The organism is Candidatus Rickettsia kotlanii (genome assembly GCA_030295365.1).
Classification (GTDB): domain Bacteria; phylum Pseudomonadota; class Alphaproteobacteria; order Rickettsiales; family Rickettsiaceae; genus Rickettsia; species Rickettsia kotlanii.
Genome location: AP027062.1, coordinates 1066664 through 1088279, shown reverse-complemented (window position 1 = coordinate 1088279; position 21616 = coordinate 1066664). Strand labels below are relative to the sequence as shown.

Here is a 21616-nt window from a genome sequence, read left to right as displayed (position 1 = left end):
TTAATAAGAGCGATCCAAAATAAATTTAATAATCGAAAACAAATAATCTTTATAAGTAATATTCTGAACCGGAATTTTATTTAATAACTTACTTGCTTCATTTTCTAAGTTACTCAAATAATTAACTGTTGCATTGTAAATTTCATGCTTTACCATTAAGTCATGTATTTTTATAAAGTCATCTTTAGTACGCTTATCACATTTAATTATATTTTCGAGCCAAAGCTGCTTATCTTGCTCTAGCTTATTATATAAAAAGATCAGCGGTAACGTAACTTTTCCTTCTAAGAAATCATCGCCAATATTTTTGCCTACCTGTTTATTATTACCCAAATAATCAAGCAAGTCATCTATAACCTGAAATATCGTACCGAGTAATTTCCCAAAGTCCTGCATATCTTTAGAAATATGGTCTACCTGCTCTGCTATAATAGCTCCAACTGTACAAGCAGCTCCAAATAGTTCGGCGGTTTTAGATTTAACTATTTGCTGATATTCGTCTATAGTTATAATACGTCGTTCATTTAACTTCACTAGCTGTACTACCTCCCCTTCGGAAATAATTGCCGAAGCTTTAGCTAGAACATTCATAGCTTTAATAGAGCCGGAAGCTACCATTAACTTAAAAGACTGACTAAAGAGGAAATCACCCACTAAAATACTTGTTTTACTGCCCCAAATAACGTTAGCCGTAGGTTTGAATCTTCTTAAAGTGCTGTCGTCTACCACATCATCATGAAGCAATGTGGCGGTGTGAATGAATTCAATGGCACTTGCGAGCTTTATATGATTATCGCCTTTATAATCAAACATTTTAGCAGTTATTATAGTTAAAAGCGGACGAATTCTTTTACCTCCTGCTTCTAGTAAATATTTACCGACCTTTTCTATTAACTCTTCATCACTTTTTAAACAGCTAATAATTAAATTGTTGAACTTAGTTACTTCATCTTTTAAATCTTGTTGTATTTTTACTATAATATTCATGGTATTTTTATAAATTGTTCTGTCATTACAAGAAAAAGATTAACGAAGTTCATCGAGTATACATTCCTCTAATATTTTTTGATTAACATTAGGAATTAACTCCATAATTTTTTCTTTTACATTTTCACCGGGTCGCACTTTTTTTACTGCTGCTTGATATAAAGATAAATAATATAAAGGTATAAGTTTATTTATATCATCTATATTACCTATTTTAGCTTTGTTTAAACCGGACAAATCAAACACATACTCAATGCTAGCATCAATTAAATTAGATGAATTCGGGTGATCGGAAATAGTTTTTAAAAATGCTTTTAAAGCATTCCCGTATACTTCCTTACTCTCTTCCGAAAAATTTTTAAAATCCCCTACTCCGTATATATATGCACTTAAAACATCTATTATTCTAGAGTAATCATTAATTACTATCGTACCTTTACTGTAAGAATCTTTAAGAGCATTTACTATAGTTTCATTTGTTATATTAAATCCCGATGCGTTTGAATAGAGACTTAAAGCATTTATCTGTGCTCTAGTTAATTTGTTTAATTCAGTCACTAAATTAATATTTAAATTAAAATTATATTCCCTATCTTCAAAAATACTAAAATTATATTGTTTATTATTATTTAAAATATAGCTTAGTTCATTATTAAAATCTTTATATAACTTATTATCAGAAAGTTTAAATAAATAGGTTTGTTTATCGTAATATTTCTTTATAAACTCTAATGAATCTATTATAAAACCAGGTTTTAGCTTAAATTGCGAATCTACCAAAAGATCAATATTATTATTGCCGAAATCGTTTAACTTGCCTTTATATAATAAATTAATATTATTTTCAAAGTTATTACTATTGATTTTTGCATTAGTAACTTCAATTGTTAAATCTTTAGCGATATCTTTAAAATGTACACTACTAGTACTAATCAAGAAATTACCGGAAAATTTGAAATTATTATTCCAAGCGGGTCTATATAATAATAAGCCGGCAGGTATTATTCTATCTTCAAGGTTACTTTGTACTATTTCGGTTTCATAATAAATTTCTAATTTTTGCGGTATGTTATCAAGGAAATCCTGTTTACTTGTATAATACTTACTTTTGTCAAATAACATAGTAAGTATAGTATGATCTTCTTCATATAATTTTTGATTATCGACTAAGTCAAAAATTTCTGTTTTACCGGAAGTAAATTTAATATTTTCTATTAAATTTATAACTTCAAATAAATCTTTTTTAAATCGTACTATTTCAAATAATTTAAAATTTAACGGTATTTTTGTTGATAATATACAGTTTTCATTATAAAATCTTACTCCAAAGCCTCTTTGAACCGGCTTAAATTTTCCGAATGCTTCTCCGGAAAAATGTATAAATAATTTCTGCTTAAGTAAATCATAACCGATATTTATCGGTGTGGTAAATTCAGTTGCTCTATTAATACTCTCTTCCTGCCAATTAATTACTGAAATACCTAATTTGAAAGGAAAACCATATGGCTGAACTTTAGAAAACTTAATAAGATATTGCTGATTAGGATTATTATCAGCTTCTTCTATATTAAGGTTGGTACCGGCATATTTTTGATTTATAGAGTGTGATAAAGAGAACATAATAGTAAACCACAGCCCACTATATGCAAGTATAATAAAGATAGTTATAAATAATATTATTTTAAGAATTTTTTTCATCTTTAAATCGGTATTATAGTGTGATTTTCGATAAGTTTTTTCATCATTGCAAGGCAAAGTTGAAAATTTTGACGAAACACAAAATCTCAGGAATTTTATATTACTTCATGAGATTGCCACGCAGTCTACGACTGTGCTCACAATGACTGGGTGGTATCCACGCAACAATACCCGCTCGCAATGACGTTTACTTACATAGCTCTATATATTCCTTATTCAATTTTATAACGTTCCAAATCCATAAACTCATCATAACTATAAAAGTTACTAATAAATATATTATAATAGAATCAAAGGTAGCAGTCGGAATAATAATAAATATCAAAGACTGTATAAATGCTCCAAGCGATTTACCGAATTTAGTACCTATTACCTCTACGGCAGCTTTTCCCTTAGTTCTAAGCTCTAAAGATAAAGGAATATACGCCATTTCTTTTGTTGAATCGAATAATGAATATTTGGACGATTTACTCAGTATGTTCTGAATTGCTCCAACAATAATCGCTGCACATAGAAGATTAAAATCACCGAAACATGCTCCTATTTCTTCAATAAAAATTATAAAGATAAAAAACATCAAGCTGGTAATAGACAACATAATAGGAGTGAATAATGCAGAAATGAGCCAACCGAGTCTTCTAAGCACATTACTGCCTATTATCATGAAAGTAACGCATGATATCCCCATCCAAATATTAAACCTGCCCATAAAGTTAACATAGTCTATAGTACTTGGATGTAATTCTTTTATTTTTGCTTTCCAAGGTCCTTCAACTATATTTATTAATAATCCATAACAGATTATTAATAAGGCAATACGACCTATATATTTTGAGTGAATTACTAATTTGATACTTTCAACTACCGAAAGTTTTGTTTTCATTTTAGCTGTAACTTTTTTTGCATCTAAAATATTTATGGAATCTGTTAAAATAAATCTATTTATTATTCTAAATAGAAGCATAGCAATTATTCCTGCAGTAACAATAATTGACATGATTGGTTGAAGCATTATAGCATTTCCAGCAGATGAATTAAAAGAATCCGGTAATAATTCTGAATCAATGACGTCCTGCCCGCTTGAGAAAAAGACTAGTACGCTGCCTGCTATTATAAGACCGATATTACCGACCATTCCAAGAACAGGATAGAATCTTTTAGCTTTAGAAGTATCAAAAATGTGATTGGCAAACTGCCAAAACATTAAGTTTATGACTACTGCACTCCATAATTCCGCGAAAATATACATCAGTGCATAACTCCATTGACTACCTATTTTAATAAACCATTTAAAATTAGGGTATGAAGCAATTAAGTTATTTATCATTTCATCATTAGGATGATAAATATCTTGATTTGGATAAATAATATAGGCAAATAATAAGAAAAATAGTAAAAAACTGCCGACTATAATGTAGAAAATATATTCAAAATTTAATTTATTACTAAATTTAACATAAAGTATGGTAAAAATTACGCACGAGGGTAATACTAACCATAATTTTAAGAAGCTAATAATTTCAGCCCCCATAGAGGGTACTACTAAACTATCTTTGATAGATCTTAAAGCACCAAAATTAAAAAGGATACATAACATCATTAAAGCCATAGGTATAAATAGCTTTAATTCTTTCCTTTCTATAGGCCACATTATTTCTTTAACTTTTGCAAAGAAAATTTTAGGCGGTAACATTTTTATTGTAACCTTACATATTAAAGTTAACTTTTAAATCTCTTAAGTGCTAAAGTCAATTAAAATAATTAATTTATGCTACTTATCGCCATAATATTTTGTGATCTTATCTAATTTGTCTTCCATAATTCCTGCTTATCGGTACTATAAAAGTTGCAGTAATTATTACTGCTAGAAAAATAAAAAAAGATAGTATTAAATTCGTACGAGACGTTTACATATTATAAAAAATTAATGCATGGATTTTAACAATTAATAACAAAAGCGCAATAAAAATAGCAATAAAAAATTTATTAGTTATTTATATACTCAAAAGAACCTATATAATGTTTTTTATCAAAATGATGAGGTTATAAGAGCTGCATTTGAAAACCCTATAGTTACTCAAGAGTTCTTTACTTTACTTTTTTGAAGCTTTTAGAATGGAAAAAAGATAGTTTTGTAGAGCGTAGCCTAAAGAAATCTAGATATTTATCTTTACTTCTGATCCGTAATTTATTAAATAGAGATGGCAAGAAGTAGCTGATCTTTTACCAGAATTTATTAAAGTTAATATCGGTATAGATTATATAGAGCTAATTTTGTCCTACACCTTGAATAAGATTAGGAAAAATGATAAAATAGAGATAGACAAAATGCTTAAATCGCATTTAAACCCTGCATTAGGAGGAAACCTTATGAATAGCTTAGCTCATAGCTGGCAACAAGAAGGTATTGAAGAAGGTAGAAAAAAATAGAAAATTACTATGGCTAAAGAAATGAAAAAAGAAGGATTTTCTTTAGAAGCTATTATGAAAAGAACACAATTAGATAAGAAAGATATTGAGAAATTAAAATAACATGATTACATTACATGCCGCAAATAAACAGGATCCTCACATTTTTACATATTAAGCCTATAGGAGCTTAGAGCTAAAGGCATATATACTTGATGAACTTCAAAAATTGGCTACGTTGTCTCATAAGTTCTGCGGTGCTCATGTATTAAGTATGCGCTCTGCTCCTCGCCTTGTAGACTCCTTACTCGTCTATCAATTCTTCATTTACTCGAAGTATATAATTCATGTTAAATAACTCTCGTTTATGTATTATTTGGTTTTTTGGGCTTATTAGCGGTTTTAATTTAATGATTACCGGTAATACTTTAAATTATTGGCTTGCTAAAGAAGGTATAGCACTGCAAACAATCGGTATATTATCATTCATAACGCTTCCCTACTCTATTAATTTCTTGTTAGCACCGATTTTTGATGCAGTGCAAATTAAATATTTAAACAAAATGTTTGGTCAGAGATTATCTTGGATTTGCTTAACTAGTAGTGCATTGATATTTCTTATATATGTTTTCAGTTTTCTAGATCCTAATACTAATCTATTATTATTTGCCTTCACAGCTTTAATTATTGCTTTTTTTAGTGCTGCACAAGATACTATATTAAGTGCTTTAAGAACGGAAATAGTACCTAAAGAATCGCTTGGGTTTACTTCAGGAATATATATATTCGGTTATCGGGTCGGTATGCTTTTAGCCGGTTCCGGAGCTATTTATTTATCTATTTATTTAACATTTAATGAAATATATAAAATCTTTGCCGGTTTAGTATTTGTTTATTTAATTTTATTGATTGTAGGAATTAAGTATTGTTATTTAAACGAGAACATACATATACAGATAATCAAAAATGATGTAAAAAATAATCAAAATAAAAAAAACATAATAAATTTTATATATAATGCGTTAAAACCTATAGGTTCTGTTTATTTCATTATGCTTATATTAATTTTCCTAGTATTATATAGGTTACCGGATCACTTAATTAATGTTATGATTAATCCGTTTTTGCTTCATCTTGAGTATGATGCTTTTGAAATAGCAAGCGTTGGAAAGTTGTGTGGAGTTGTAGGAGCTATAATCGGTGGACTTGTCGGCGGTGTTATTATGAAACATAAAAATATATTAAATAGTATATTTTTATTTGGTATTATTCATGCTTTAGGACATATTTTATTTATTTTTCTTGAAATAAACGGTAAAAATTCTTTATTATTATTTATTACGATAGGAGTAGCAAGTATTACTGGCGGTATGACGATGACTGCTTATATTGCTTTTATTTCTGCACTCTGTCAAGGTAAATTTCGAGCTACTCAATATTCTTTTCTTTCATCGATGATGGGGATTTCTCGCTCAATTTTTCCTATAATTTCAGGCTACATGGTAGTAAATTTCGGTTGGCAAAATTTCTTTTTATTTACTACTATTATAACTATCCCATCTTTATTAATATTATTAAAAATAAAAACTAAATTGCAATAATGAATGATATATTAAGTGCTTTTTTGCATGGCATCGTTTTAGCTCTCGGTTTAATAGTGCCGCTCGGAGTACAGAATATTTTTATATTCAATCAAGGAGCAAAACAGCCAAAGTTTAGCAAGGCTTTACCTAGCATAATTGCAGCCTCAATATGTGATACTATGCTTATATGTATGGCAGTTCTTGGGATATCTTTGTTAATTCTTGAAATTTCTTGGTTAAAATTATCTATATTTATTGTTGGATTTATTTTCTTAATTTATATGGGATATAATACTTGGAATCAGCCGCCTATTGATCTTACAATGAATTCCGGGGCTTTGTCAGCTCAAAAACAAATTTTACTTGCTATATCGGTGTCAATATTAAATCCGCATGCAATTATGGATACAATTATAGTAATAGGTATTAGTGCTTTAAAGTATAGCGGTATTGCAAAAATTATATTTACCTTAACTTGCATACTTATATCTTGGATATGGTTTTTTTCTTTAGCAGTTGCAGGTTATAATATCAGAAAGCTAAATAAAAGTAGTACGATTTTAACTATAATTAATAAAATAGCTGCTATTATTATTTGGGTAGTTGCTTTTTATATTGGAGTACAAATATTGTATGAAATCGGTTTTATTAACTAGACATATTGAAGAAAATGATGAAACTATAAAGGAAATAAGTAAATATAATTTAGATTTACGTGATATTCATTGTCCTTTAATTAAATATAAAACTCTAGATTTTAATATCGATATTTTAGATAATTACTCAAATATAATAATAACTAGTAAATATGCGGCAAGTATCTTAACCGGTCATAACTTAAAACAAGATATTTGGGTAGTAGGTAGTAAGTCAAAGCGATTATTAGGCAAGAAAGTAATGTATACTGCTAAAAACGTGGAAGATTTGATTAAGCATTTCCCTCCTGATTTATATGAGCAGACTATATACTTATCTTCAAATGAAATTACTAAAGATTTACCTAGCAAAATAGCTAGACGTATCATTTATAATGTAGAATATTTGAATGAGCTGCCCGTATCTATTATAAAAGAATTTAAAAATAATATTGATTTTATATTACTTTATTCTCAAAATAGTGCTAGGACTTTAGTAAAATTATTACTGCAAAATAATTTACTAGAGTACTTACAAGATAGTTTAGTTGTAGCCATAAGTTTGAAAGTTGCAAATATAGTTAGACCTTTTATAAAAAATGTGGTTTATTGTTATGATCAAAACCTTAACAATATAGTCAAATTATTATCTGAAAATGTACAAATTCGATAGTTTATTTAAAAACAAAAACATCTTTTTTACAGCAATAGTAATATTTGTCTTATCTTCTTTTACTCTTTATCATAATAAATCCGATATTTTAAAACTGTTTAAAAGTGAAAATAAGGATTTAAGCCAAATTCCTGATCAAGCAGTAGAAAATAAAGAAAATACTATCCTGGAAGAAAAGGAAGCAGCTCCTCTATTATCTACAAAGTCGCTTTTAAATTACGTAAGTTCTTTAAAGTTTTCTGAAGCACCGACTAATTTAGTAGAACCAAAATTAGAAATTGTAGTCAATTCAGCCTCATTCGGATACAAGGAACAAGGAGCAAAGCCTATAACTAATAGGAGAGCGACGAATGACGAGGTAGGCGGATGGGTATCACTTGACTATATTAATTACTTATTAAATGTAAATCTATTGGTATATAATTTTATGCAAGATAAGGATTATAGTAAAGAACTAAGAATGGTAAAATCCCGCCTGCTGCCTCAAGATATAAGGAATATTTTAAATAACTTAGAAGCATACAATAATTATCTTTTTTCTAAATCAAGTAGTACGGAAGTAATTTTTCCTACCAACCATAAGTGGCTGGAGAAGTTTATCAAAATTGAAAAAAAAACTTCTGCTATGATGATAAAAGAACAAGATAAAGCTCTAATTTTAGAGAACTTAAACTATCTAATCGATTGTCTTTATTCAGAAAAATTTATGCAGGAGTTTGTAAATAAAGATGTTTAGGTTATTATTAGTATGTATTACTTTTTTACTGCTTTATTTCGGGTTTACTTTTATAGAGAGTTTTGATTCAAAAGTTTTTATTAGTTTATATGATTATAATATAGAGATTACCTTGTTCTTTAGTCTTATTTTAGGGCTTTTATTACTAATTTCTTGTTTTATTGTCATTAGATTTCTAATATTAATTATCGATTTACCATCTAAAATACATAATATTTTTAGTAAACGAAAAATTAATCATGGTAAATATGCTTTAATTTTAGCTTGTGCTGAATATATTATGAATAATAAAGCTAAATCTGCTTCTATTGCTCGTAAAAATTTATCTTCTAGAGATCTAAAAGATTCACAAGAATTCCATAATTTAATCTTAGCCGTAACTGAAGAGGATATAGATAGAAAAATTTCCTATTTTCAAAAACTTGTTACATCTAAAGAATTTGCTTTTTACAGTAGCAAAAATCTAGCAAAACTTTATTATGATAAATCTTTGTATGAGAAAGCAGAAAATTACGCAACAAAGGCTTATAATTTCAATGAACTTGATATTGACAATTTAATTACTTTAATGCATTGTTATGCTAGACTTTCTCTATGGACGAAATTTATTTTTATAACGAATAAGCTCGCAAAATTTTATAAACATGAGTCTATGCCGGAAATTGCTGAGTATTATTTATTAGCAGCAAAGCAAGAAGTAGAAAGTAATAATACGGCTAATGCTATAGATTATTTAGCAACGGCTTTAGATTTAAATTTTTATAACGATGAATTACTGGAATTTTACTTTAATTTAAATAATAAGCTTAATGTTAATAAAAAGATCATAATATTAAAAGATGCTTTTCGTATTATCCCCTCTTTAAAATTAGTGCAGCTATTTAAAAAATTTACTTCTCTATCAGATAGGCAAATTTACGAAGAATTAACCCAAGAGTTAGATGCTAAAAAAGATGAAATATTAATTTTAGCAATAGGAGCTTATTTAGAATTGTAGACGTTGTGATATGGATTCTTTTATGTTATTCCCACGCGGATAGCAAATCGTCATTATGAGCAGCCGTAGACTGTGTGGCAATCCGGAAAAATAATAAAAAAATTCTGATTTACAGAATTTTTTATTTACTGGATTGCTTCGTCAATTGCTACACAATTTCCTCGCAATGACAGATGAGCCGAACCACGCAACAAAAACTAATATAAAAATAATTTCTTTGGGCTCTTACTAATTTCTTCATTTACATTATTATTATGGTGACGATAATTAGATTGAATTGTTATTAAATAAGCATTTATTGCTTTAGAAAATTCTTCAGTTTTATAACGAAAGAAATGATCAGCTCCATTGATAATTTTATAATCAATTTTAACATGGGATTGTTGCTTAGATAATCTATTTGCTAGGTCTTTTACATCATCTGCCGATACTATACTATCATTATCTCCCTGTAATATAAACCCTGGAATAGGACAAGGTGAGAGGAATGAGAAGTCATATTTATGAATTGTATTAACCGGTGGTGAAATAGCAATAAAATGATTTATTTCTGGACGTCGCATTACAAGTTGCATAGCTATCCATGCTCCGAAAGAAAATCCTAATATCAGATTAGACTGAGCATTTGGGTTATTCTGCTGTAACCAGTCGAGAGCTGCCCCCGCATCAACCACTTCACCGACTCCGTTATCAAATTTACCTTGTGATCCCCCTACTCCTCTAAAATTAATACGTAAGACGGTATAACCGTTATCTGCTAAAATCTTATAGGCATTATAAACTACTTTATTATTCATATTACCCTCATATAAAGGATGAGGATGAAGAACTAATGCAATAGGGGCATTAGGCGAGGTAGCTTTTGCATATCTTCCTTCAATTCGTCCTTCCGGACCGTTAAAATAAATTTGCGGCATAATTATTCATAATATTTAATTTGTTCGATATGACATTTTACCACTTTTTCTTATTAGTGCAACTATTCTTAATTAAAATATGATTGTATTGACGTATGCCGCCTATACTAAAATGTAGTCACAGTTGGATTTAATTACACGGAGCAAGAAGCGCAGTCTTATAGATAATAGGAGAGCGATGAGAGACGATGATGTAAGTGAATTCAAATCATTTGACTATAGCGGATAATAATAACTGAATGGAGCTATATTATGAATACAGTAGATATTAGATTACGTGTTTCAGCAGATATAAAAATTGAAGCAGCAGAAATATTTAAGCAAATTGGTTTAACTATCTCAAATAATACAAAAGAAATGTTTAATAAGTTAGGCACCTAATTTGTATCATCATTGCAAGCGACTAAAAACCTTGTTGTACGACTTCTATGTCATTCCTGTAAAAGCGGGAGTCTAGAAAAATCACCTTAATATTAGTATAAAAATTACAGATCATTGACAAAATAAACCTAAAAAACAAGTGTTGTATAGGTTTTTCTGGATTCCCACTTTCACGGGAATGACATATAAAGATTATCTAAGAAAATACTACTTGCTCCACTGCATCTACGCTATGTTGCAATACATCCTTAGCAATTTCTTTAGTAATCATCTTTTTTAGGCCGTTTTTAAGTTTTGGTCTAACACATCCAAGCATTTGCGGTTCTGCTACAATAATCAATTCCTTATATTTAGCTTGATCAGCAGTAATTACTTTCTCTAAATGTTTAATAATGCTCTTTGCTATTTCTTTATGTGCTATATCTTTTAGCAAAGTATGCGGTTCAAACAATGAAGTCGGTGTAGATTTATTTTGGTAAAGGCTTTGTCTTTTTTCTCTATGGTGGCGATGCTCCTCTCACTCCAAAGATAATTTTAAAGGTGTATTAGTAGTAATTTTGACTCCTTGAGCGTCGGTAAAGCATCGTTTGCTTACTATCGATAACCGCAATTAATTTTAACGGTGCTGTACTTATCATAAATACCTCCATAAGAACTAAGTTGTAATTTTATGATCATACTAATTATTTTTAAAACCTAATATTAATTTAATAATTTTTGCTTTTCACTGTTAATAATTTGCTCAACCTTGTCATTAAGTGTACGTACCTCTGTTTTCTCTATTTCGTCTTTTCCTATTACACCTATAATCTTTATCTTTATAGTTCCAGGTCGCTTAAACCAAAAACCTCTAGGCCAAAATAAACCAGCATTATGAGCCATCATCACAATTGGAACTTTAGTAATTGAAGCAAGCTTTACGGCACTTGGTTTAAATTTTACCGTTCTATCAGGCGGAATTTTAGTTGATTCCGGAAATATTATTAACCATAATCCTTCTTTTATTTTTTCCTGACCTTCTCTTAAAATCTGAGCAACCGAGCTATTAGTGCCACGGTCAACCGCAATAGGTTTAACCATCCGGAGTCCCCAACCAAGCAGGGGTATATTAAATAATTCACGTTTTAATACCCAAGAATGTTTAGGAATGATCAGTTGCATAAACATTTGATCCCAAAAAGATTGGTGATTAGACACGACTATTGAAGTAGTCTTCGGTAATTTCTCAAGTCCCTCTACTTCATATTTTAAACCGCAACAAATTTTTGCAAGCCACACAAAAGCATAAGAAAAGATAATGGCAATTCTATACCTTATTTGATAGTTGACATTGAAAAATGTTACGGGTATGTAACATATAAGAAAAAAAATAAATGTAAATAACGATAATAATCCATAAAATGATAAAATTCTTAAACGCCATAGCATAATTAGTGAGATAATTATATTAATTAAAATGGTATTTATAACATAATTTTACAATGAGTAAAATAAAAAGGTATTAAATGAAAAAAACTGTTCTTTCCGGTGTACAAGCAACCGGTTCTTTACATCTCGGTAACTATCTTGGTGCAATTAAAAACTGGGTTAAAATGCAGGAAGAATATAATTGTTTTTTCTTCTTAGCAGATTTGCATGCTATCACAGTTGATATTAAGCCATCAGAACTTAACAATTCAATTATGGAGGTGCTTGCTGTTTATTTAGCAGCAGGGCTTAACCCCGATAAAGTAACGATTTTTGCCCAAAGTATGGTGAAAGAGCATACTGAACTTGCTTGGCTACTAAATTGCGTTACACCGTTTGGATGGTTAAAGCGCATGACGCAATTTAAAGATAAAGCAGGTAGCGATCAAGAAAAGGCTTGTCTTGGGTTATTTTCCTATCCGGTGCTTATGGCAGCGGATATCTTAATATATAAAGCCGATATAGTGCCTGTAGGTGAGGATCAGAAGCAGCATTTAGAGCTAACAAGAGATATTGCAGGGGTAATAAATAGAAAATTTAACAAAGAAATTCTAAAAGTTCCTGAGGTTTTAATTAGTGAAACAGGCACAAGAATCATGAGCTTACGGGATGGATTAAAGAAAATGAGTAAATCTGATATTTCGGATTTTTCCCGTATCAATTTAAAAGACGATAACGATCTTATTCATCAAAAAATAAAAAAAGCCAAAACCGATCATTTAAGTTTTGTTAGCTATGATCAAGAAACAAGACCGGAAATTAGTAATTTATTAGATATTTATAGAAGTTTATCCGAAGAAAGCTTGGAAAAAATAATCGGTAATTATCAAAACCAAGGTTTTGCAAAATTTAAAGAAGATTTGACAGAAATTATTATTACAAATCTACAACCGATACGTGATAAATATTTAGAATTAATGAATGATAAAGAATATTTATTAAAAATACTACACAAAGGAGCAGAAAAAGCAAGAATTAGAGCTTCTGAAACGGTTAATGAAGTGAAAGACCAATTCGGATTTGTAATTTAAATGCATATATTGCAAGATTCCCCTTGAAATATATAAGATTATTTGGTATGAATCTTCTTGGGTAGGTGGCCGAGCGGTTTAAGGCACTAGTCTTGAAAACTGGCGTACGGGCAACCGTACCATGGGTTCGAATCCCATCCTATCCGCCAGCTCGGTTTATAGTATTATCTCGGAACATAAAACGGAAAGCTTTTTGAGCTTAATAAAAGCTTACGTTATGCTTACCATATTAATTTTATTTTTTTCTTCATCCTATTCAAAAGAAGCATGCATTTTTAGCCTTTAATCAATTAATTTAATAATACTTAGCTCTATACTAAATGTTCATATATTTATATGGGTAATAAACCATACTATTTAGTTTTAAATTAAAATTTAAGAAAAAATTTATTAATTATTTTATTGCCATATTTCATTATTCCAAAGAGTATCTAAAAATTCTTGAATAGGCCAAATGGTAATTTTTTATTTTCTAAATTAATTATACGTTTTGTTTTTTCAAAAGATATAACATGTCACTATCTTTACTAAATTTTTTAAATGATTTTTTTGTATAGAAGAAGCAATTTAAACTTCAAATGCATTATTTTGAAATATAAAATCAACCTCATATCCTTCTTTAGTACGCCAATAAAATCACTCATCTCTTTTGTCGTTTAAATATTTATAAGCTATTAACTCTAAGAATACATAATGCTCAAAAGATTTACCAGCATCAAACCCTGTCATTTCCTGATATTCATATTTTTGCTTCACACTGTACTTCAGGTAAAATATAGTCATATAAATAAGATGCAAGATATTTATGAATCTTTTTTGATGCAATATAATGCTCTATTAGTCCATGATTAAAAATTTTATGTCAATCAAGCTCTTTTATCTCAGAATAACATAGCGGTATCTCCAAGCTCTCCCGCCAAGTAAATTGCTACCTGTGTTGATTTTAAGCGCCTAGTACTAGAGCTACAAAGGATAAATTGTAAAGATTTATTAGATTCTATTAAATAATAAACCTCATCTAACAGTAAAGGAATTTTTTGCACCTCATCAATAATAATAGTTGAGATGCCGTCTTTTGACTTAAGCTCTTCTCTTAAACATTCAGGATTTTGAAAGTAAACTTTATAGATATCAGCTTGTAATAAATCTATATATAAACGTTTCAGATATGTTGACTTACCAGTTTTACGTGCTCTCTACAAAAAACAGGACTGTCCTTTTGGTAATTCTAAGTCTAAAAATCTTTGTATTGTCATGATAATGTCTTGCAAATTTAGAGATTTTAGGAGTATATTCCCTAAATATCTATTTATCTAGTTGATTTAAGAGGTTATATTGATAAGATTTTTGATAGGATGTTATTCATATTTCAAAAAAATCTTATAATTTGCAGCAAACAAGAATTAAATTATCGATTAAAATTTATTTACAGATAGCTTCCAACATCATTTTAGCGACTTTTATGCCTGCTTCTGTTGAAGTTTTTATATTGGTAGTTTCGGTATGGAAAGTTATTTTATTGCCGTCAAGGTTACCGAGCATAAAATCGGTTTGTATATTAGACATCTTCCCAAACTCTACTTCTAGGGGTAATTTGTACGTCAATCCGGTACTTGCATCTGTGTGATCGCTTTTGTACGCTGCGGTGGCAAGCGCTTCCGTGTTTCCTTCAAATGCCTCCCTATAAGCGAGTTTGGAAGGATGTCTAGGATCTGCATCTAGATATTGTGAATAAGCAGCAATCGGGGTGCGGCAATTAGCATCTAGATACTCTAAAAATGCTCTTTCGGGTTTTATTAGTTCAAAAGTGGGAAGATGATTAATTTGGTTGCATATCTCAAGCATAGCATTATCATCTTTTCTAATCTCAACTGCAATGACTCCCTGCCCTATACACGGTAACATCTGTGAATACTCTATCAAATGGCAATACTTCGGATTAAACACCTCTAACCTTTTAAGACCTGTATATGCTAAAATTGTTGCGTCAACTTCGCCGGTCATTAGCTTTTTTATTCTTGAATCAACATTCCCTCTAAAAACCGTTACCTTTAAATCCGGTCTTATTTTTTGGATAAATGCTTTTCTTCGTACTGCCGAGCTACCTATTACGGCATTTTGCGGCAGCTCTTCTATAGATTTATATTTTAGACAAACAAAAACATCTCTGGGGTCTTCACGCTCTAAAACAGCAGCTATTACTAGCGGTTCAGGTATTCTACCTGGTACATCTTTTAAAGAATGAACAGCTAAGTCAATTTTTTTATCAAGCAAGGCTTGCTCTATTTCCTTTAAAAATAAAGCTTTACCGCCTATATCGTATAATGGTTTATTTTGGATTAAATCCCCGCTAGTAATAATTGGCACTATTTTACAATGAATATCAGGAAAAAATTGTTTGATTTGCTGAATAACTAAATTAGTGTGTATTAAAGCAAGTGGACTTTTTCTTGTACCTATTTTGATAGAATTTGTCATTTGTTTTCTACTATTTCAAAAGGGCTAGTAAAACTTAAAACCTTACTGTTTATAATTACTTCATGATTTATAATAACCGGATGATTTGCTTCTCCATGCCCTGTTCCTGCTACTTTATAAGTTCCAATATTTTGAATATGATTTAAACAAAAACTTTTTATAGCTTGTTCTATAAACTCATCCCCTTTAGTAAAATCACCAAAGATTATTGCCTTTATGCATTCAAATATACCAGTATTTTTAAATTGAACTAGATTACGATGTACGGCATAGGCTTTTTCATTAACGTCTTCAAGCAATAGAATTTTATTGTCATCCCCGTGAAAATGGGGATCCAGTATTATTTTTTCTAGATTCCCGCGGAAGCGGGAATGACATAAGGAAGCATAGGAATGAAAATGAATTTGCAAACCAGTACTAATCCATTTAGTTAAAACTGTTAAATTTCCGTCTGTTATTGTACCTGTTATATTTCCCTCACTAATTTTCTTTATAGGTATAAATTGTATTTCACTCTTTTCTCCTTTAAGAACATTTATTATAGACATAATATCCTGATTAGTAGGCGGTAGTAACGAAGTTAACACTGAATTGTGAATAGTTGGGATATTATAATGGTTATTTAGTAATAAATGCAAAACGGTAATATCGCTATAGCATATTAGGGCTTTATCCTCTTTTTGTTCTATATTAAAACAATCTTCTACAAATTCACTGCATCCATATCTGCCGCGAAAAGCCCCAATTATTTTAACCTGTTTATTTTCCATAGCTTCTTTAAACATTCTCAACCTTTCTTTTTTAGAAGCAGCGAAAAAAAGTAATTTATCACCTGAAAAAATCTTATCATCTACTAAAGTTTTAAAACTATGCAACGCTAGTATTTCAATAGCTTCCTTTAATTTATCTTGTGCATCTAGACAGCTTGACGCCAGTGCTATTATTGATATAAAATCTCGTTGTTTATTAAAAATAATTTTTTTCATAATAATGTCATACCGTAGCCCCGCCAAGGTATGACAGCAAAAAATACTGGATTCCTGTGATCAACGGAATGACATTTTCAATTACAAAGGCATCATAAAAATAAAATTAGTCTTCCCCTGTTTATCGTTTTCTGCTCAAATTTTTCCAGCGTGCAGTTCTATTACTTTCTTACATAATGCAAGTCCTACTCTTCTACCTCCTGCCGGTGTACGTGTTTTAGAGCTTACGACCAATACACTGAATACACTCTGCAATTCCTCTTGCAGTACTCCTATTCCATCGTCTTTTATACTAAAACAAGATATTATTTTCTTGCATGTGTAGATCAATGTTTATTATTTCCTCACTACAATAGCTGATAGCATTGATTATTAGATTGTAGAATATAAAGCAATATAATTATCTTGACCAAGATCATTAATATCTAAACCTAATTGTATAAATTTTTCAATTTGTGTCTTACGGAAATCATCAGAAATATACGACTCCATAGCAACACGGAAAAAATTATGAATTTGTGCTTTCTCAGTTGAAACAAATTTTGCCATAAGTGCAGGGTTATGATGAAATACATCAATAACATTGGAGCTATTACTCCAAATACCCCATTCAAGTATAGTATTACCGTTTGTTTGTATCTTTCTTATCCCAATTAGTGTCAGGGATGAGGACAATTTTGTTTAATATCTGTACAGCAGCATTTTTTAAAATATTTTTAACATTTTGATCTTATTGTTGATATATTAAACTATAAAGAGCTTCAAATTAAGTTTGTTGTTAATATTAGTTCCGTTTAATATAGCCGGTATTAATTGTATGTTTCCTGAAGTTAATTATTAAAAATTAACTATTATTTAATACCAAGGTGCGAGCGATAAGTTTATTTTAATCCCTTTAACGGTAACATCAGCTTCTTTATTGGCACAATATTTTTCTTCTCTGATTAAGGCGATTGCTTTGTTGTGATAACTTGAGCATATTACACCGATTTGATTGTTATCTGCGAGTATTTCTTCATCTTTAACTAATGAAGATAAATCTTCATCTGCTGTAATTTTATATATCTTTCTTCTTATAACTCCTTGATATTTAGCCCTTGAAATCACTTCCTGCCCGACATAACAACCTTTATCAAAACTAATTGCATTTAACTCCTCAGCACCATACATATTTGGAATAGATTTATCTGTGATTAAATCTTCCACACCATCTATTATTGCAAAATTATATTTATCTTCTAGGTATATTGGATTCCCGCTTCCGCGGGGAGATGTTGTTGAGGGGGGTGGTCCGCCCTTTGTTACCCCGTGGCTTGACCATGGGGTCCAGTCTTTTTTAATTATTTTCTGGATACTGCGGTCAAGCTGCGGTATGACATCGAGCTTATTTATTGAGCGGAAACCAAGCTTAGCATAACGAGGATCACGAACCGTAATTAGCGAGTCTATATCTAATTTTTGAAGTGAGTAGATAACTTTATATTCGTCACTACAATCTATTACTTGTATTTTTGAACGAAATTTATAGAAGTTTAAATACTCTATCAAAGCAGCTTTATTACTTTTATCAATATCAAGGTAAATTTCCTCAGGGTTATGAACATACACGAAAAAATCAAATAAATATCTTCCTTGATTATTAAGCAAATAAGTATAGCAATAATTATAGTCAATTGATTGGGACTCGCCTACTGTGTTACTCGTCGTCTTGCCTATTATTATAGGTTTCGTTCCTCGTTCTGTGTATCCGAATTCAACTGAATTGACTATACTCTTATAAATATCGTTAGTAATGAGATTTTGTAGGAACTTTACGGAATCGAAACCTATTATTTTGATAACTTCTCTATTATTTAATATTTCATACATATTATAATATTATTGACTTTATAGGTTCCTAACTACTATACTCTAAATTTATATAAATTAAACTTAATAATCATGAGATGTTCATCTTACTGTACTTCGTCCGAATATAAGATGAGTGATCTAGTTACTAATTTAAAAAAGATTGGTCTTGAACCTCAACATTTTGACGATGTTTTATATATTCGGAAAGAGATAAATAAAGATTCTGATTTTATAGAGATATTTTTCTTCCCGTTTGGTTGTGTAACTATTTGGGGTGGCGATGAAATTCAAGAAAAAATAGTTTTAAGCGATACTGATTTAGTACCAGTAAATAAGCTTAAAGAGCCGGTATCCGATTATATTTATTTTGAATATAATATGGAAGTCAAGAAAACATTTATTGATGAAGAGAAAAATAAAATAATCTTAGCAGATAAATCAGTTTTTGTTAAACTTTCTATTTCTCATGCTCTTGCACAATCAGTTAAACTTAGCGTTCTTGAGCAATCTGTTAGTAACTTAATTGTTCAGACAACCCCTATACAACAGGAACTAGCTAGAACCGGTAGCGTATCGCTTTCTAAAAAGGAGATATTACAGCAAATAGGTATATTATTTAACGAGCGTTATTCAATCAGTTTGCATAGTGATATATTCGATACTCCGGAATTCTTTTGGCGTCGTCCGAGTTATGAGCCTCTATATCTCATGACGGCAGAGTTTCAAGACATAGAAATACGGCAAAATATAATGAATCATCGTCTTAATATGATTCATGAGCTTTTAGACATTCTTTCAAACGATCTTAATTATAAACATTCCACCAAACTTGAGTGGATTATTATTATTTTAATCGGTCTTGAAGTTGTTCTGTCGTTATCTCATACTAATCTTTTCTTAAAAATTATCGGAGCTTTATAAATAGCTTCTATGCAAATTATCGATAATCAAAAAACATTAGAAGAATTTTGTAACCGGTTAGCAAATAAGGCATGCGTAAGCATAGATACGGAATTTGAGCGTCGCTATACTTATTATGCTCAGCTTAGTATAATTCAAGTTAAAGCAGAAGAATATTGCGGAATAATTGATGCGTTAAGCAATTTAGATCTAAATATTTTTAATAAGCTGCTTGCAGATAATAATATTACTAAAATATTTCATGCTCCTCGTGAAGATTTAGAGATTTTCTATAATTTATTTAAAACACTACCTGCTAATGTTTTTGATATACAAATTGCAGCAAATATTTGCGGATTCGGTAAACAGCTAAGCTATGATGATCTTTGCTATAAGCTAATCGGTATTACTATCGATAAAACCCACCAAAAATCTAACTGGCTAAAACGCCCTATTACTAGTGATATGTTAAATTATGCAATGTTAGACGTGGAGTATTTGTATAAGATATATAAAGAGTTAAATAATATAATTATTAAAAATAATTTAACTAATAAATATCAAACTACTCTTAGTTTTTTATTAGATGTTAGAAATTATAAGGTTGAGCCGAAGGATGCTTGGAAAAAAATAAAATATAGAAGTGATGATAAGAGTTTTAATCACAAAATTCAAATGCTTGCAGCTTATCGTGAAGAGAATGCACAAACTATAAATATTCCTCGTAAGCATTTTATTTTAGATGAAGATTTAATAAAGCTTAGTAAATACCCGCCATTGAATCACAAGGATTTTAAAAATCTAAATTTAAAAAGCAAATATTTACACAAACAAAAATATAAAGATAAAATAATAAGTTTGTGTAATAACTTATAAGAAAAAAGCTATAAATCAAATAACTTGTAGCCTATTATGAATAGAAAAAAATTAGCCAACTAATGTAACTTGTATCTCACTACCTTGTACTACTTTGACATATTCGTTGTATACATTCCAGACAAGTTACTAAATGCCTGATCTATGGATAAGTGTCCCTACTCCTACTAATGCTAATTGAAAGCAAATATCTCCAGTCTGAGTATCGCCGGATATTTGTCCTGTTTCTAGCCACTCCCCAACTGCTTGTGCAAACAAAAAGCAAAAGGTACACCGGTCAATACGACAATTTTTTTATTATATCAACCATTTGACCCTAAGATAATATTTTACAAAATAAAAAAAGTTAAAAAAATTAAGGTTATTATACCGGAATCATACATTTAAGCTTACGATCATGAGATTCAATCAGAAAATTATCTATTAATTGTTCTTTTAAACAAACTCCCACGGTTAATATATTTCGGTTATTATTAAGATATTGGTCAAAATATCCTTTGCCGTATCCAAGTCTATAACCCTCCTTACTAAATGCAAGTCCTGGGATAATAACTAGCTCAGGAACAAAAAAATCATTATTTATAGGTTCATAGGTTTTAAAAGCACCTAAAGCCAATTGATCGTTATAATGATAAGGACAATATTTTATCTCATTTTTTATGATTTTCGGTAGGAAGAATCTTATTTCAGGATGTAAGTTTGTTATTTCAAGTAAGTTAATTTCGTATTTTAGAGGAAAGTAAAGTCCTACTGTCTTTCCTTTTAACTCCTGTAATAATCGGCTAATTTTATTAATTAGAGAATTTTTGACTAAATCGGAATTAATCTTATCTTGGTTTTTTATTAAAAATTCTTTGAAATAAAGACGTAGCTCTTGTTTGGTCATAAATATCCTTAAATTCGTTGTTGCAAGCAACTGAAGGCCTTGTGGCATGGCTCGCTGCATTTCTGTTATCCCGTGACTTGTTCGTAGGATCTAGTTAAAAATACTAATATTATTAATATTTTTAG

At 29.9% G+C, this 21616-nt stretch carries 19 protein-coding genes, 1 tRNA gene and 4 pseudogenes; 10 read left to right on the top strand and 14 right to left on the bottom strand.

Annotated elements, in window-relative coordinates; translation table 11 throughout:
• The 3 genes from QUD19_RS06000 to tlc3 form a co-directional block, all read right to left on the bottom strand.
• Positions 1 to 987: a polyprenyl synthetase family protein gene (locus QUD19_RS06000; protein WP_498807962.1), complete on the bottom strand. Its 987-nt coding sequence runs from the start codon at positions 985 to 987 to the stop codon at positions 1 to 3.
• Positions 988 to 1026: 39 nt separating this feature from the next.
• Positions 1027 to 2685, bottom strand: coding sequence for a hypothetical protein (locus tag QUD19_RS05995; protein ID WP_498807961.1), 1659 nt, complete (start codon positions 2683 to 2685; stop codon positions 1027 to 1029).
• A gap of 187 nt (positions 2686 to 2872) precedes the next feature.
• Positions 2873 to 4378: a nucleotide exchange transporter Tlc3 gene (gene tlc3, locus QUD19_RS05990; RefSeq protein WP_498807959.1), complete on the bottom strand. Its 1506-nt coding sequence runs from the start codon at positions 4376 to 4378 to the stop codon at positions 2873 to 2875.
• A gap of 1063 nt (positions 4379 to 5441) precedes the next feature.
• On the opposite strand from tlc3, the gene QUD19_RS05985 reads away from it, so the two are divergent.
• Genes QUD19_RS05985 through QUD19_RS05965 form a run of 5 tightly spaced genes read left to right on the top strand, consistent with a single transcriptional unit; the run spans position 5442 to position 9718 of the window.
• Positions 5442 to 6695, top strand: a complete 1254-nt coding sequence (locus QUD19_RS05985) for an AmpG family muropeptide MFS transporter (RefSeq protein ID WP_498807958.1) — start codon at positions 5442 to 5444, stop codon at positions 6693 to 6695.
• On the top strand, positions 6692 to 7333 hold the full coding sequence (locus QUD19_RS05980; RefSeq protein WP_498808702.1) for a LysE/ArgO family amino acid transporter: 642 nt from the start codon (positions 6692 to 6694) through the stop codon (positions 7331 to 7333). Before QUD19_RS05985 ends, QUD19_RS05980 begins: the two co-directional genes overlap by 4 nt.
• Positions 7311 to 7985: a uroporphyrinogen-III synthase gene (locus tag QUD19_RS05975; RefSeq protein WP_498807956.1), complete on the top strand. Its 675-nt coding sequence runs from the start codon at positions 7311 to 7313 to the stop codon at positions 7983 to 7985. The genes QUD19_RS05980 and QUD19_RS05975 overlap by 23 nt, the downstream gene beginning before the upstream one ends.
• Positions 7969 to 8721: a palindromic element RPE2 domain-containing protein gene (locus tag QUD19_RS05970; protein WP_498807955.1), complete on the top strand. Its 753-nt coding sequence runs from the start codon at positions 7969 to 7971 to the stop codon at positions 8719 to 8721. The genes QUD19_RS05975 and QUD19_RS05970 overlap by 17 nt, the downstream gene beginning before the upstream one ends.
• Complete coding sequence (locus QUD19_RS05965) at positions 8714 to 9718, top strand: tetratricopeptide repeat protein (protein ID WP_498807953.1); 1005 nt, start codon at positions 8714 to 8716, stop codon at positions 9716 to 9718. Before QUD19_RS05970 ends, QUD19_RS05965 begins: the two co-directional genes overlap by 8 nt.
• A 197-nt stretch (positions 9719 to 9915) precedes the next feature.
• On the opposite strand, the gene QUD19_RS05960 is transcribed toward QUD19_RS05965, so the two are convergent.
• The gene (locus QUD19_RS05960) at positions 9916 to 10635 is read right to left on the bottom strand and encodes an alpha/beta hydrolase (protein WP_498807951.1); all 720 of its coding nucleotides are present in this window, start codon (positions 10633 to 10635) and stop codon (positions 9916 to 9918) included.
• Between the two features lie 252 nt (positions 10636 to 10887).
• Here QUD19_RS05960 and QUD19_RS05955 point away from each other — a divergent pair, with 252 nt between their 5' ends.
• Positions 10888 to 11016 carry a type II toxin-antitoxin system RelB/DinJ family antitoxin gene (locus QUD19_RS05955; protein ID WP_498807950.1) on the top strand — a complete coding sequence of 43 codons (129 nt, stop codon included), beginning with the start codon at positions 10888 to 10890 and terminating at the stop codon, positions 11014 to 11016.
• 196 nt (positions 11017 to 11212) lie between these two features.
• Here the strand turns inward: QUD19_RS05955 and QUD19_RS05950 are convergent.
• Both QUD19_RS05950 and QUD19_RS05945 read right to left on the bottom strand, forming a co-directional pair.
• Positions 11213 to 11654 (bottom strand): annotated as a pseudogene (locus QUD19_RS05950) (host attachment protein).
• 64 nt (positions 11655 to 11718) lie between these two features.
• Positions 11719 to 12444, bottom strand: coding sequence for a lysophospholipid acyltransferase family protein (locus QUD19_RS05945; protein ID WP_498807948.1), 726 nt, complete (start codon positions 12442 to 12444; stop codon positions 11719 to 11721).
• A 77-nt stretch (positions 12445 to 12521) separates the two neighbouring features.
• Here QUD19_RS05945 and trpS point away from each other — a divergent pair, with 77 nt between their 5' ends.
• Together trpS and QUD19_RS05935 are read left to right on the top strand one after the other, a co-directional pair.
• Positions 12522 to 13514, top strand: a complete 993-nt coding sequence (gene trpS, locus QUD19_RS05940; protein WP_498807947.1) for a tryptophan--tRNA ligase — start codon at positions 12522 to 12524, stop codon at positions 13512 to 13514.
• Between the two features lie 59 nt (positions 13515 to 13573).
• Positions 13574 to 13663 (top strand) — tRNA-Ser (locus QUD19_RS05935).
• 732 nt (positions 13664 to 14395) lie between these two features.
• On the opposite strand, the gene QUD19_RS05930 is transcribed toward QUD19_RS05935, so the two are convergent.
• The 6 genes and pseudogenes from QUD19_RS05930 to ygfZ form a co-directional block, all read right to left on the bottom strand.
• Positions 14396 to 14665, bottom strand: a complete 270-nt coding sequence (locus QUD19_RS05930; RefSeq protein ID WP_498808700.1) for an AAA family ATPase — start codon at positions 14663 to 14665, stop codon at positions 14396 to 14398.
• Positions 14666 to 14936: 271 nt separating this feature from the next.
• Positions 14937 to 15992: a hydroxymethylbilane synthase gene (gene hemC, locus QUD19_RS05925; protein WP_498807945.1), complete on the bottom strand. Its 1056-nt coding sequence runs from the start codon at positions 15990 to 15992 to the stop codon at positions 14937 to 14939.
• Positions 15989 to 16978: an LD-carboxypeptidase gene (locus QUD19_RS05920; protein ID WP_498807943.1), complete on the bottom strand. Its 990-nt coding sequence runs from the start codon at positions 16976 to 16978 to the stop codon at positions 15989 to 15991. The genes hemC and QUD19_RS05920 overlap by 4 nt, the downstream gene beginning before the upstream one ends.
• A 135-nt stretch (positions 16979 to 17113) precedes the next feature.
• A pseudogene (locus QUD19_RS05915) lies at positions 17114 to 17363 on the bottom strand (ATP-binding protein); the annotation flags it as partial.
• A pseudogene (locus QUD19_RS05910) lies at positions 17351 to 17654 on the bottom strand (hypothetical protein). The pseudogenes QUD19_RS05915 and QUD19_RS05910, both read right to left, overlap by 13 nt.
• A 179-nt stretch (positions 17655 to 17833) precedes the next feature.
• Positions 17834 to 18847, bottom strand: coding sequence for a CAF17-like 4Fe-4S cluster assembly/insertion protein YgfZ (ygfZ, locus tag QUD19_RS05905; RefSeq protein ID WP_498807941.1), 1014 nt, complete (start codon positions 18845 to 18847; stop codon positions 17834 to 17836).
• A 111-nt stretch (positions 18848 to 18958) separates the two neighbouring features.
• On the opposite strand from ygfZ, the gene QUD19_RS05900 reads away from it, so the two are divergent.
• Both QUD19_RS05900 and QUD19_RS05895 read left to right on the top strand, forming a co-directional pair.
• Positions 18959 to 19750 carry an RMD1 family protein gene (locus QUD19_RS05900; RefSeq protein ID WP_014409277.1) on the top strand — a complete coding sequence of 264 codons (792 nt, stop codon included), beginning with the start codon at positions 18959 to 18961 and terminating at the stop codon, positions 19748 to 19750.
• 9 nt (positions 19751 to 19759) lie between these two features.
• The gene (locus QUD19_RS05895) at positions 19760 to 20605 is read left to right on the top strand and encodes a ribonuclease D (RefSeq protein ID WP_498807940.1); all 846 of its coding nucleotides are present in this window, start codon (positions 19760 to 19762) and stop codon (positions 20603 to 20605) included.
• 51 nt (positions 20606 to 20656) lie between these two features.
• Here QUD19_RS05895 and QUD19_RS05890 read toward each other — a convergent pair.
• Together QUD19_RS05890 and QUD19_RS05885 are read right to left on the bottom strand one after the other, a co-directional pair.
• A pseudogene (locus QUD19_RS05890) lies at positions 20657 to 20886 on the bottom strand (hypothetical protein).
• A gap of 83 nt (positions 20887 to 20969) precedes the next feature.
• Positions 20970 to 21491, bottom strand: coding sequence for a 5-formyltetrahydrofolate cyclo-ligase (locus tag QUD19_RS05885; RefSeq protein WP_498807939.1), 522 nt, complete (start codon positions 21489 to 21491; stop codon positions 20970 to 20972).
• Positions 21492 to 21616: the final 125 nt, after the last annotated feature.